The organism is Paraburkholderia dilworthii, from assembly GCF_000472525.1.
GTDB lineage: Bacteria > Pseudomonadota > Gammaproteobacteria > Burkholderiales > Burkholderiaceae > Paraburkholderia > Paraburkholderia dilworthii.
Genome location: NZ_AWZT01000055.1, coordinates 26,292 through 38,785, shown reverse-complemented (window position 1 = coordinate 38,785; position 12,494 = coordinate 26,292). Strand labels below are relative to the sequence as shown.

Genomic DNA, 12,494 nt, shown 5'->3' with positions numbered 1-12,494 from the left:
TTCGGCAATCCCCCGCTCGTCGGGCAATAGCCGATTGATTTCGGTCAGGAGCTCGAGACGATTGACGCAGCTATGAAGACCGCTGAAATCGACGCCGCGCGCTTACGCAAGAAACAATCAAGCACATACACAGGTCGAGCTGACTGGCACCGCGGATACGCGCTTTGCGGACACGCAGTAACGCAGCGGGAAGGCATCCGTCACTCTGCGCCGTTCGCAACGAGCGACACAATCGCGCGCGACACAAAGTTCGTCGAAGCCTCGCGCTTACTTGGTCTGTTTGACGCGACGCACGCCGCGGAAGAAGCCGGACTGGCGCGGGCGCGCGCCCGGATAGACGGCGACGGATAAGCGGATGACCTCGAGCTCACGAAACTGACGGGCGTCACGGCATCCTGCTCTCCGACGGCCGCAGCCGACAAACCACCACGCGTCCCTCGAACTCTTGTACGAGGCAGAAAGTGGTCACGCGAGACAGGCCCAGTCGTTTCGAATCAGCTTCGTACGGAGGTCCTCGATGCGCTGGTGTTTACGCTGACATTCAAGTGTTTTGAGGTGCGGAAAGCCCGTCGCTCAAGGCTATAACCCGTGGGAATACGCAGGTATTTATTTCGGACTTTGACACCGCAAAGTGCTTCTCATAGTCTCAAACCGTTAGCACTTTCAGCCGCCTGTCGCTTTTCCATGAAGTTAAGGAGTGGCCACGCGGCAGGGCCCCAGTATAGGTCATCGAGCGGCAATAACCGAAAGACGGAGAGCATTCCGAGTATGAATCAACAAACTATCTGTCCGCCTGAGCACGTGAGACCGGAGGCCGAGCAGAAGGCGCTTTGGCACACTGTGGCAAACGAGATTCGCCCCCGCCGAAAAAGGACGGACCTGCTTTGGTACGCGGGATTGGTCCTTGCCATCGCCCTTTTTTATCAACTCGTCATAGTGAACCCTCGCTGGCAATGGGACGTCGTTGCGCACTATCTCTTCAACAAGCGCGTCCTCGATGGGCTCAAAAACACTCTCATCCTGACGTTCGCTGCTAGTGCCCTAGGCCTCGTCCTCGGCGTCGGTATAGCCGCTTGTCGCATGGCTGAGAATCCCATCGCCCGAGGCGCTGCGTACATCTACATATGGGTGATTCGAGCCACCCCGCCACTCGCGATGCTCCTGTTTCTCTTCTTTCTGGCGGCAGTCGTTCCGCGCTTGTCGATAACAGTGCCGTTTCTAAATCGGCCGCTGCTCGACGTCGATACGAACAGTCTGATATCCCGCTTCAGCGCTGCAGTCATCGGCTTGGCAATGTACCTCGGCGGCTACAGCGCGGAAATCTTCCGAGGCGGTCTCAACGCTGTAGAAAAGGGTCAACGGGAGGCATGCAAGGCGCTTGGCATGAGCGATATAAGGACGATGTGGCACGTGGTTATGCCGCAGGCTATCCGCGTCATCATTCCGCCGTTGGCTAACGAGGTCATCACAATGTTCAAAAACACGTCGCTAGTAACGGTTATCGGCTACGTAGAGTTGCTCACGACAGTACAGCTCATTTACTCGAGCACGTTTGAGACTATCCCTCTGCTCGCCGTTGCATGCATCTGGTATCTCTTTCTAACGAGCATCGCAATGCTCGGGCAAAACCTGTTGGAACGTCGATTCGGAAAAGGGGTACAGCGATGACGCCGTCGGTGAGTGAGAGCAATAGGGCAAAAACTCCAGCAGAGCGCCTCTTTGAGATGCATGGTGTGGTTAAGCGCTTTGGGGACTTTATAGCACTGGATGCCGTGGACTTCTCTCTTGATAAAAGCGAAGTTGTATCGATTATCGGACCGTCAGGTTCAGGAAAGAGTACGCTTCTCCGTTGCATGAACATGCTCGAGTTGATTGACGCGGGAACTATGGCGTTCGAAGGTGAAACGCTAGGTACTGAAACCATACGCGGGCAGCATATCCGACTACCCGCGAGAGAGCTCGACAGACAGCGTCGCTACTTTGGCATGGTCTTTCAAGGGTTTCACCTATTCCCGCACTACTCCGCGTTGGAAAACGTGCTCGCTGGTCCACGCATTGTGCAACGCAAAGCACGGGACGAGGTACTCCAACGCGGCAAAAACTTACTGTCCCGTGTCGGCTTGGCTGACAAAATGAACCATTACCCGGCGCAACTCTCAGGCGGCCAGAAGCAGCGAGTCGCGATAGCGAGGGCGCTTGCAATGGAACCTGAGGTGATGCTTTTCGACGAGCCGACCAGTGCGCTCGACCCAGAGCTCGTAAGCGAGGTCCTCGAAGTCATTCGGGAACTAGCCCTCACAGGTATGACTATGGTCGTCGTAAGTCACGAAATGAACTTCGCAAGGAAGGTCTCAAGTCGCGTGGTGTTCATGGACGGCGGCAGAATCGTGGACCAAGGTCCACCGAGCCGTATGTTCGGCGGCGAAGGAACGGAACGCACAAGAAAATTTTTGCAGAGCGTCAGCGACCGATAAGCGCGATATTGATGCTTCAACGAACCGACAGATTTAACATATAGGATGCCTTATGAATAACAGAGAGATGATGCGACTGGGGCTTTCAATGCGATACCTTGGTTATCACACCGCGGCATGGAGGCACCCGGATGTTCCAGCGAACGGCGCAATTGATTTCAATTACTTCTTGAACTCCGCGCGGAAAGCGGAAGCCGCGAAATTTGACATGATTTTTTTCGCCGACGGAGTGGGCGTGCGAGCTGCCGATAATCCCCCAGGTTCGCTCACACGGGATTCCAAGAACGCGGAGCTCGAACCGCTGACCTTGCTATCAGCAATCGGAGCGTGTACCTCGCGAATCGGCTTGGTAGCGACTGCCTCCACGACATATAACGAACCGTTCCATGTGGCTCGTAAATACGCCTCCATTGACCACATAAGTGGCGGCCGCGCCGGGTGGAACGTCGTCACTTCATGGTCGCAGCAGGAGGCGTGGAACTTCAGCCGAGATGAGCACCTCGGTTACGAGGAACGCTATGAGCGCGCGGCCGAATTTGTGGAAGTGGTGAAGAAGCTGTGGGACAGCTGGGAAGACGACGCCTTCATCAGAGATAAGGCGAGTGGCGTCTTCTATGATGCGTCGAAGCTGCATACGCCCAATCACAAGGGGAAGCACTTCAAGGTTCGTGGCCCGTTAAATTCTGCCCGCACTCCGCAAGGTCGGCCCGTCATCGTTCAAGCAGGGGCAGCCGAAGCCGGGCGAGAGATTGCGGCAGAACACGCAGACGTCGTGTACAGCAGCTCATACGACATTACTGCGGCAAAGGATTATTACAACGACCTGAAGGGCCGCCTCAGCAGGTTTGGGCGCGTCCCCGACCAGTTGCTCATCATGCCGGGCCTTACGCCTTATGTCGGCCGGTCTCGCCAGGAGGCGCAGGATAAATTTGAGCAACTCCAGGATTTGATTGACCCCTTGAGCGGACTTGCCATCTTATACGGCACCCTCGGCGACCTTTCAGGCTACGACATTGACGGTCCCGTGCCGGATGTCGGTAATCAGCCCGTGCGCAGTATCGCCGAGAACCTCCTGAGTGTTGCCCGTCGGGACAACCTAACGATTCGTCAGTTGTATAAGCTGCGTGCCTCTGGTGGACGTCAGCTCATCGGCACCGCTGAAGACATCGTCGATGACATGGAACAGTGGTTCAAGGAGGGGGCCGCAGATGGATTCAATATTCTGCCGGCAGCACTTCCCAACGGCATTGACGACTTTGCTGAACTCGTCCTTCCAGAGTTGCGCAAGCGCGGATTATTCCGCTCAGAATACGAGGCGAGCACGCTTCGTGGAAACCTTGGATTGAAGCCACTTACGTACGGCGACTAACCGCAGCAAGGGTAGATAAATGACACCGGACACTATGCCTTCAACCGACGCATTCCGCCATGCTATGGCTCACTTTGCCAGCGGCGTTACAGTTATCACGACGCAGGAAGCCGGAGTTCCGTCGGGCTTTATCGCGACCTCGGTTTGCAGCCTTTCCGTGGACCCCGTGACGTTGCTTGTTTGCGTGAACAAGTCGTCGTCGTCGCACGACGTCATCCTGCGCAGCAAAGCGTTTTCCGTCAATCTCCTGTCAGCCTCACAAACCGCGGTGGCCAATCGATTCACGGCATATCGAGGCGCGGAGCGCTTTGAACCCGGGCTTTGGGTCGTGGGCGAGACAGGTTGCCCGCGGTTGATAGGCGCGGCAGTGACCTTTGACTGCGATGTAATCGCGGTACATGACGGCTATAGCCATAGCATCATTGTGGGCAAGGTGGTCAACGCCGCGGTTCACCCGGAAGCAAGCGAAAGCTGCCTGCTTTGGCAGAACCGTGCGTTCGCACGCAGCGTCTCCGCAGTTGTCTGATTTAGCCGCCGTCCCTTACATCGTCTATCCGAGACTCAGACTACACATTATGAAAATCGCTGCAAACACGCGTCTGCTGACGGCATTGACTGGGGTTTTGTTCGCCACCGGTCTCATACACAGTTCCAACGCTCAAGCCGATTCCGCACCCTCGATGTCTGACGTAGCAACCGACGCTAGCCTGGCTTCGACAGTCCCAAAGTTCTATCGGGACCGAGGGGAGTTGGTGGCGGGAGCCAACCCAGACATTGCCCCAATTAAATTCATTGACGAAGACGGCAAAATCAGTGGCTTCACGCCCGAGCTGCTGTCCGCGGCCGCGAAGGTCTTAGGCTTGAACGTGAGACTGACACAGGCGTCGTTCGATGCCTTGGTACCGGGACTGAGCGCTGGTCGTTTCGACGTGTTGCTTTCGCTAGCGGATTTCAAGTCACGGCACTCGGCTGTCACCTTTGTCGACTACCTGAACATGGGCGAGACTGTCGTCGCGACGCCATCAAGCAAGGTAGCGCTCAGGTCGCTTGAGGAAATGTGCGGCTTGCAGGTGGCGGTCCCTAAAGGCTCTGGAACGATTCCGGAGGGTGGGCGGATTAGCGAAAAGTGTGTGCAGGAGGGCAAGCCGGCAGTAACGATGGCGACCTATCCGGACTCGAACATGGCGCTCCTGTCTGTCACTACTGGCGCGAGCCAGGTTGCGTGGGTCGACTCTCCCACCGGCTATTACAACGCACAGAAGTTCCCGGCGAAGTACAAAGTCATATACTTCACATACAAAGCTCCGTATGGAATCGGATTCGGCCCCGATGAGAAAGGGAAGCAGCTCGCGACGGCGATGCAGAAGGCGCTCCTGAAGCTGCAGAAGGATGGGGTCTATGACGCTCTTTTGAAGAAGTGGGCATTGTCACCGAAGGATGCTAAGCCTCAGTTTCCCATCAATGGCGCACAGCTCTAGTCACCCGCATCCGCCCGGGTTAGAAGCGGTCTTCCCACTCGGGGCCAATATCTCGGGGTGACGGAGGGCGACGGCGCCGAGACAAACAGAGCCAGACTTGAGAAAACAACTCCAACTGCGGCAGGTAGAGGCCTTCAAGGCCGTCATCGAACAAGGGACGGCGAGCCAGGCTGCCGCTGTATTGCACATCACGCAACCCGCCGTCAGCAAGCTGCTCGCACACCTCGAGGAGGAGACTGGACTCACATTGTTTGAACGGGTCAACGGCCGTCTGGTCGCTACGGCTCAAGGCATGCGTTTCTACTCCGAGATAGACCGCATCTTCGGAGGTATTCGACAGCTCGAGGAAGCGGTAACAATTATAAAGCGGGATAACAAGAAACACTTCACGATTGGTGTTCTCCCGGCACTCTCAGGTTCCTTCATCCGTCGCGTGACCATGATGTTCCTGGAACGACGGCCAGATGTGCATCCAAGCGTACACATGCGCGCTTCCAGTATCGTTTCTGACCGGGTTGCCACACGCCAAATGGACGTCGGCCTAACCACCAGCTTGATGACAAATCCGAACCTTGCGGTCACACCGGTTATGGAAGGTCCTCTCGTCTGCATCATGCCAAAAGGCCACGCGTTGAGCGCGCGCGACCACATTGGGCTAGCCGACATCGATGGCGTGCGATTTGTTTCGTATGCTTCGCACAACCTTGACCGGCAAGTGAATGATGAGCTTTTTCTTGCGCACGGGGTCGAGCCTGAAATCGTGCTCGAGTGCGAAACCGTGCCCACGCTATGTGAGTTCGTACAGGCAGGGCTGGGAATAGCGCTTGCCCACCCCTTGTGTGTCATCGACATGGATGACCGGCTGGACATCCGGCCATTTCAACCTGCTATATCACGGTATTTTCACTTCTGCCACGCACGCTCACCCGCGAACAAAGAACTCGTCGCCGAGTTCAAGTCCTGCGTGTTGGCGGTTGCGGAACAGTCCGCTGCAGACATACGTCAGATACGCGGCTGAACGGTGCGGGCTCATGTGTAGCCAGGCCAACTTTACATCAGCATTTGTTCCGCGGTGCAGCCGCGCGACTGGTCGGACATCAACGGTAGCGGTCGCGGGACAACCGGTACTGTGGGATAGCCTTGAGACACGGGACAGGGTGGCGAGCTTGAGTCGGCATTACCCTTCAAATCTCTACCTGCGCTCCCAGTTCGATGACTCGATTGGGCGGAATCTTGAAGTAATCAGCCGCGTCCCGAGCGTTGCGAGACATCGCGGAATACAAGGCCTCCCGCCATAGCGCCATGCCGGCTTTCGGCGTGGCGAGGACTGTCTGGCGGGCGATAAAGAAGGAGGTTTGCATCGGGTCAATCGAGAGTCCAGCATGCCGACCTTCTTGTAAAGCGCGCGGTATGTCGCGCTCATCCGAGAACCCATAGTAGACGTTGACTTGATAGCAGTTGTGTCCAAGCGGGACCATCTTGATGCGTTCCCTATCCGGAACTCTCGGGATGTCGGTGGCGTACACAGTCAAGAATATCGTTCGTTCATGCAGCACTTGGTTATGCAGTAGGTTATGCAACAGCGCATGGGGTACGCCGTCACCTTCTGCTCGGAAGAAGACGGCCGTACCAGGCACGCGTAGCGGTGGATTGATGAAGAGCGACTGGAGGAAGTCGTCGAGCGGGACGAGTTGGCGTTGGAGACTTTGGAATACCAGTTCGCGCCCCCTTCGCCACGTCAGCATGAGCATGACCATCAGCGCACTGATTGTTAGCGTAAACCAGCCGCCGCTAATGATTTTCAAACTCGTGGAAGAGAACAAAGCGACGTCAATCGTCAAAAAGAATCCGGTCGCTGCGACCGACAGCAACAGCGGAAATTTCCAGCCGAAACGAACAACGAAAAACGTCAGCAGCGTCGTCGTCAACATCGTAGCGGTCGCAGCAATGCCATAGGCCGAAGCCAAATTGGAAGACGAGCCGAATCCCACAACGGCCAATATGACAGCCGTGAGCTGGAGCCAATTGACGAGTGGGATGTAGATTTGCCCCTTTTGACTTTCAGAGGTCTGGAGGATGCGCATACGGGGCAGGAAGCCCAGCGCAATAGCTTGCTGAGTCACTGAAAATGCACCAGAGATTGTCGCCTGCGATGCGATAACGGTCGCCATTGTCGAGAGCACTACGAGCGGATAGACGCTCCAAGGGCCAAGTTGCAGAAAGAAAGGATTCGAAACCGCTGCCGGATTCGATAACAACAAGGCGCCTTGCCCGAGGTAATTGAGTGCCAGCGCGGGAGCGACGATAGAGAACCAGGCCAGGCGAACTGTCTTCTTGCCAAAATGGCCCATATCAGCATACAGCGCTTCCGCACCGGTGAGCGCCAGCACAACCGCACCGAGGGCGACGAAGGCCAACCACCCGTTGTGGATGAGAAAGCCGAGGGCGTGGAGCGGATTGAAGGCAATCAGAATGACCGGGTTCCTAGCGATATTAGCAACGCCCATCGCCGCAAGCGTAATGAACCAGACCAGCACAATCGGGCCGAACCATTTTCCGATACCGGCCGTGCCCCTGCGCTGCAACAAGTACAGTGCAACCAGAACGGCCAATGTCACAGGGATAACATACGGCTTAAGAGCAGGCGCGGCCACTTCCAACCCTTCAATGGCCGACAAGACTGAAATGGCTGGCGTGATCACCCCGTCGCCGAAAAACAGCCCTGCGCCGGCCATGCCAAGCAGCATCACCGGATAGTACCAACGGGATTTCTGAGTGACCGACGATAGCGCTAACGCGGTCATCGCCATAATGCCGCCTTCCCCTCCGTTGTCCGCCCGCAAAACAAGAGTTACGTACTTGAGCGAAATCACGACTATTAGGCCCCACAAAATCAGCGAGACCACCCCCAGCACATTGACAGGGACAGGCGAAAGACCGTGATGTTTCGCGAATACCTCCTTCATTGTGTAAAGCGGACTGGTTCCAATGTCGCCATACACAATTCCAATGGCAGCCAGCGTCAGCGCAGCAATGCTACTTTTATTGGAGTCTGTAGTCACGACGCCGCCTCATTGTTGAGCCTCAAAGCATGTAACTGCGGAGCGAACTGCTGCTTCAGCCCACTACAACTTCTGCAACCGTCGCATCGCATCCGACCGCAACCGACCTCCGCTTACGTTCCGGCAGTTCGCCGCGACGGCACTTCCCACCTTGTGATAGTGATTATAGGCGGGTGCCATTCTTGCCCGCTCCGAATCCGTAGCCGCGAAGTCCGCGCAAGTCTATGCATTCGGGTTGGCACGACGCTGCATGGAAGTATGCGCACTCTAAGCAAGACGTTGGCTTGCTGATACTCATGGCGGTGATGGAGGTCTTCTCGGGAGCCCTTTATGCATTCGTTGTATGCCGCCGGCCGCGGGTGTGGTCTCAATGTTTCGAGTGGGAGTCGGCGGGGGCTCGAAACTGGGTGACGGTCGTGTCGGCCCGAACGCGCACGTCGCGACGCTCTTGCGCGGCGCTTTTTTTCCGGCGCCTTCTTAGCCGGCACCTTTGCGCTCACGACCTTCTTGGCAGCGACTTTCTTGCCCGTCGGGGCCTTCTTCGCAACAGCCTTTGTGTGCCGGCCTCATTGCCTTGACGCAGCAGCGACGCGCCAGACCAAGGCGATGCCGCGGATGCAGAAAGACTGCCGCCGTCTGAAAGAAGAGCGCCTGCATTGGATGTAGGCCGAACGGGAGCCGATTCCCGTTTGGAAGACATACCCACTGCGGGCGCAGCGGCGGTTTTCGCCTGAATGGGTTCGGCTTTCGTTTTCCATTGCCCGAGCGCCGTGTCAATGAGTGGACGTTGGCGCGGACGTTGTGTAATTGCCTCCATTGGGCGGGGCGCACGGATAGCTTTCGGCCGTTGAGCAGCGCGTGCGGGTGAGCGACGATATCGTCGTACTCGTTCTTGAGAACGGCGTGGTCACGGACGACGCGTTCGACTGGTCGGCGGGTTGCCGCACATGGAATGGCATTCGCCCATGCTCCGGTAGGAGCGAGGACTGCCGTGTATAGCAGCAGTTCAAGACACTGTCTCGGACGCACTAGACCTCCTTTCGTCCTTTGGCATCTTTCGAATCCCGTCATGGCACACTGGCATCCGAACGTTTCGGCGCGAAGGGCATACGTCGCAAGAAGCGCGTTTGATGGGTCGTTTGCGTAAGAAGCCCTCGAGCATCCGAGCCTCTGCTTTCAAGATGTCGTTGAGGAGGCAGCGCCATGTTGCTCGCTCCGCATCGCCGATAAAAGTACGTCTCGGCAAAAGGTTCGCCCCTGATTCGCGCCCTGTGGCACGGGCCAGCCATTGCTCACAATGTGCCGCGCAGGCTGACGCCGTTTAAGGAACAGCCGTTGCGCATATCTTTGAACACAAATCATCAGGAGCTTCAAAATGGTTACTCAACCTACCGAGCAACGCGCGCCCGACGACAAATCCGAGAAGGACGTCGATGCATCAGTTGAAGATACGTTACCCGCGAGTGACCCGCCGTCAACGGGTGGAGCGAGCAAAATCGGAGCAGACGAGAATGCTGGAACGCAGACGGACAGCAACGTACCAGGAACAGAACCGGACGAAGACGTGCCCGACGAGGAGACACCTCCGGAGCCGTCTCCCGGCGACGAGCCGCTCGGCGAAAAGGCACCTTGAGCGGTAAACCTACGTGTGCGACGAAAGACGAGGCTCGCCCGACTTGGGGCGGGCCCGTCTGGGCTTGCAATAAACGCAGACGACGGACCTGTTGCGCACACACACTTCCCATCGGCCGCTGCAAACAATGTAAATAGATTGCGCAACATCACCGGCGCCCGCAAGCGACGTTAGCGGTTCCGCGCGGCCTACGACCATCGAACCGTCGGTGAGCTAAAGTCGCCGCCGGCGGGTTCATGAAACACAGCCGTCCCGGTGGCGCTAATTGTCCTGCTTTAGCACCCCGCCATTAGCGATAGCACTTTTAGCCTAGCCGACTAGTGCCGCCGTACCTATGCCGGATTCTGCCGCTCTGAAATCATTCGCGAAACCAGCGTTAGCAACTGCTCAACGGCCACCGGCTTCGGAATATAGGCATCAAAAAGGGACGCGTGCTGGTCTGTCGGGGGCGGGGCGTCAGATAGCAGAATGACAGGAAGGCGTTTATCCGGGTGCGCGTGTCGCAGCAGCTTGCATAAAGCGAGTTCGTCTAGAATCTTCGAGTCGGTGACAACGACATCCGGAAGTCTCCCCGACACCATTTCGAAGGCCTCCAGGCCATCGAGCGCCGTCATGATGTGATGACCCTCTGACCTCAGTGAAAGTCGCAGAACCTCAATCAGATTAGACTCTTTGCTGACCAGCAATATTCTGCTCATGGACTTCCCCGCTTGGCTATTTTGCACGTGCGCATGGGACGTGCCTAGCAGTGCGCCGCAAGCGTCCGGTCGGTACCGGAAGCCGGGTCGGGTTTCAATACGGCCGCCGCGCCATAACAAACCAGAGCGGTGGGTGATACGGCGTCCGCGTTCAGGTCGACAGTAACCGAAAGCACCAGCGCACTGACTTGTGCGATAGCGCCTGCGATAAGGGCTACCGTCAATTGAGCCTTGAGTTTTGCTATGAGCGCTGATTTCAAACCAAGCCTCGTTACCGCTGAGCGAATTTCGCCGCTTGCGATATGACCGCACGACGAGACGATTCGCAGACTGAACTGCGCGCGACTCAGTACAGCTCGGTGAGAAGACGATGGTTTCGGGGCCGAGCATCGGCTGAATGGGCCGACGACGAGCTGCCGGTCGCCCGCCGTGCATTGTCGCGTCTCTCTAAGATTGTCCCCTCAAAACGCTTGCTACATCGAAGTTTTTCAGAGCTCGAGGCAACGTCGTTTCTGAGGTTGAAGTTGGGAACGTTGATGTGTTGAACGGTTCACTCCACCTCCACTCCGGCGCATCGCGCGGGCCGGGACGTCGCTGAACGGGCCGCACGCACGCCCTCGCAAAAGCTGGCTTTCCTCGTGACCTGCGCAGTTGCGGCCCAAAGCCATACCCGCAGACGCATCACGCAGTGAAACCTTGCCTCGCTGCCTCTCTCATCGAGGGAAATTGTGACCATTCGTCGAACAGGACAGGCGCGCCCGGCAACGCGCGACGCTGATAAGGGTAAGCCGGCCACCGACAACCTAGGCGCCTTCGGCTCGCCGGCGCGCTACACCGCAGCGCCACGCCTACAGTCAGCAGGGTGACACGGATTGGTCGACGAAGACGCGCCGGGATAAGATGTGACGGGACCAAGCTTTGCGCGGAAAAACTGGCCTATTCGGGGAGACGCAGCGAGTGGAGATATTTGATGGACGACCGATTTGACAGACGAGAACTTCTACTTCACCTCGGGGACGTCCTCGAAGCTGTGAGCTGTTTAGCCCGGGCCGGCACGCCCGGCACGCCGGTGGTGCAGCTTGCAAACGAACAGAATTTGTTTCGGGACTTTGAATTCCTCCGGGCGCTCGCCCCGAACATAACGGTGGCCGATTTCAGCGCACGAGTCGCCAGCGCATTCCTCCTGTGGCCAAGGGAATTGCTCGACACAGAACTCAACCGCAAAGCTCTGGCGTTAACCGTTCAGCACGAGCTTTTCGACGGTAACCCTGACGGCTGGAACTCGTATCTCGGTCACATTCAAAAGAAGGTGAAGTGGTTCGGGGACGGGCTTCCAGAGATGAGGAAGGATGCGGGGGACGAACCATTGCGCGATGTGGCGGAGGAAGCAAGTCCATTCGGGGTCGCCTCGTCCCGTGACCGCGATGTGCCCGGCGAGCGGAAGGGTTGGCCCTGGCCGAAGCCAAAGACGACACTCTGAGCGCAACGACTCGTCGCATCCATCGCGGATTCACGTTCCCAACGCGCGGGGCCAACCTCGGTGACAGCATCGTCAACGACAAGGTCGCTCTTTCGTGAACTGGCGGTGCTTCTGGAGCGGCCGACAATGGTATCTCCGAAGCGCAGAATGCGGCATCCGTTTCATCGATGCGATGGTTGCCGTCAAGCGTCGCTGCGGCCATCACCTCCGGCCCCGGGCCGTCTCCGGTGCCGCTGCCAACAATGTCCGCACCGCCGGTTCCCGATGCGGCGCCTTGCGGGTCCAATGTGCCCATGACGT

11 protein-coding genes and 1 pseudogene are annotated in these 12,494 nt (G+C 57.4%); 8 read left to right on the top strand and 4 right to left on the bottom strand.

The window, feature by feature from the left end; translation table 11 throughout:
• The first annotated feature begins 768 nt into the window (after positions 1-768).
• From F759_RS39055 to F759_RS0130895, 6 genes are all read left to right on the top strand, one after another.
• The gene (locus tag F759_RS39055; protein WP_084534394.1) at positions 769-1,668 is read left to right on the top strand and encodes an amino acid ABC transporter permease; all 900 of its coding nucleotides are present in this window, start codon (positions 769-771) and stop codon (positions 1,666-1,668) included.
• Positions 1,665-2,474: an amino acid ABC transporter ATP-binding protein gene (locus F759_RS0130915; RefSeq protein ID WP_051377514.1), complete on the top strand. Its 810-nt coding sequence runs from the start codon at positions 1,665-1,667 to the stop codon at positions 2,472-2,474. Before F759_RS39055 ends, F759_RS0130915 begins: the two co-directional genes overlap by 4 nt.
• 52 nt (positions 2,475-2,526) lie before the next feature.
• Positions 2,527-3,843, top strand: coding sequence for an LLM class flavin-dependent oxidoreductase (locus F759_RS0130910; protein ID WP_027803256.1), 1,317 nt, complete (start codon positions 2,527-2,529; stop codon positions 3,841-3,843).
• Between the two features lie 19 nt (positions 3,844-3,862).
• On the top strand, positions 3,863-4,369 hold the full coding sequence (locus F759_RS0130905) for a flavin reductase family protein (protein WP_027803255.1): 507 nt from the start codon (positions 3,863-3,865) through the stop codon (positions 4,367-4,369).
• 49 nt (positions 4,370-4,418) lie between these two features.
• The gene (locus F759_RS0130900; RefSeq protein ID WP_036025654.1) at positions 4,419-5,321 is read left to right on the top strand and encodes an ABC transporter substrate-binding protein; all 903 of its coding nucleotides are present in this window, start codon (positions 4,419-4,421) and stop codon (positions 5,319-5,321) included.
• A gap of 97 nt (positions 5,322-5,418) precedes the next feature.
• Positions 5,419-6,339 carry a LysR substrate-binding domain-containing protein gene (locus tag F759_RS0130895; RefSeq protein WP_027803253.1) on the top strand — a complete coding sequence of 307 codons (921 nt, stop codon included), beginning with the start codon at positions 5,419-5,421 and terminating at the stop codon, positions 6,337-6,339.
• Between the two features lie 166 nt (positions 6,340-6,505).
• Here F759_RS0130895 and F759_RS0130890 read toward each other — a convergent pair whose 3' ends face one another.
• Positions 6,506-8,383: a potassium transporter Kup gene (locus tag F759_RS0130890; protein ID WP_027803252.1), complete on the bottom strand. Its 1,878-nt coding sequence runs from the start codon at positions 8,381-8,383 to the stop codon at positions 6,506-6,508.
• A gap of 1,375 nt (positions 8,384-9,758) precedes the next feature.
• On the opposite strand from F759_RS0130890, the gene F759_RS0130875 reads away from it, so the two are divergent.
• The gene (locus tag F759_RS0130875; protein ID WP_027803250.1) at positions 9,759-10,016 is read left to right on the top strand and encodes a hypothetical protein; all 258 of its coding nucleotides are present in this window, start codon (positions 9,759-9,761) and stop codon (positions 10,014-10,016) included.
• A 332-nt stretch (positions 10,017-10,348) separates the two neighbouring features.
• Here F759_RS0130875 and F759_RS0130870 read toward each other — a convergent pair whose 3' ends face one another.
• Complete coding sequence (locus F759_RS0130870) at positions 10,349-10,714, bottom strand: response regulator (protein ID WP_027803249.1); 366 nt, start codon at positions 10,712-10,714, stop codon at positions 10,349-10,351.
• A gap of 44 nt (positions 10,715-10,758) precedes the next feature.
• The gene (locus tag F759_RS42525; protein WP_152530747.1) at positions 10,759-10,974 is read right to left on the bottom strand and encodes a hypothetical protein; all 216 of its coding nucleotides are present in this window, start codon (positions 10,972-10,974) and stop codon (positions 10,759-10,761) included.
• Positions 10,975-11,684: 710 nt separating this feature from the next.
• Here F759_RS42525 and F759_RS0130865 point away from each other — a divergent pair.
• A complete protein-coding gene (locus F759_RS0130865) occupies positions 11,685-12,194 on the top strand; it encodes a hypothetical protein (protein ID WP_027803248.1) in 510 nt (169 codons plus the stop codon).
• A 178-nt stretch (positions 12,195-12,372) separates the two neighbouring features.
• Here F759_RS0130865 and F759_RS44495 read toward each other — a convergent pair.
• Positions 12,373-12,489, bottom strand: a pseudogene (locus tag F759_RS44495) (PRC-barrel domain-containing protein); the annotation flags it as partial.
• Positions 12,490-12,494 lie beyond the last annotated feature (5 nt).

What these genes read in the sequence shown, in the direction of transcription:
- F759_RS39055 (WP_084534394.1), top strand. Translation starts at nt 769, where the DNA reads ATGAATCAACAAACTATCTGTCCGCCTGAGCACGTGAGACCGGAGGCC.
- F759_RS0130910 (WP_027803256.1), top strand. Translation starts at nt 2,527, where the DNA reads ATGAATAACAGAGAGATGATGCGACTGGGGCTTTCAATGCGATACCTT.
- F759_RS0130905 (WP_027803255.1), top strand. Translation starts at nt 3,863, where the DNA reads ATGACACCGGACACTATGCCTTCAACCGACGCATTCCGCCATGCTATG.
- F759_RS0130875 (WP_027803250.1), top strand. Translation starts at nt 9,759, where the DNA reads ATGGTTACTCAACCTACCGAGCAACGCGCGCCCGACGACAAATCCGAG.
- F759_RS0130870 (WP_027803249.1), bottom strand. Translation starts at nt 10,714, where the DNA reads ATGAGCAGAATATTGCTGGTCAGCAAAGAGTCTAATCTGATTGAGGTT.
- F759_RS0130915 (WP_051377514.1), top strand. Translation starts at nt 1,665, where the DNA reads ATGACGCCGTCGGTGAGTGAGAGCAATAGGGCAAAAACTCCAGCAGAG.
- F759_RS0130865 (WP_027803248.1), top strand. Translation starts at nt 11,685, where the DNA reads ATGGACGACCGATTTGACAGACGAGAACTTCTACTTCACCTCGGGGAC.
- F759_RS0130900 (WP_036025654.1), top strand. Translation starts at nt 4,419, where the DNA reads ATGAAAATCGCTGCAAACACGCGTCTGCTGACGGCATTGACTGGGGTT.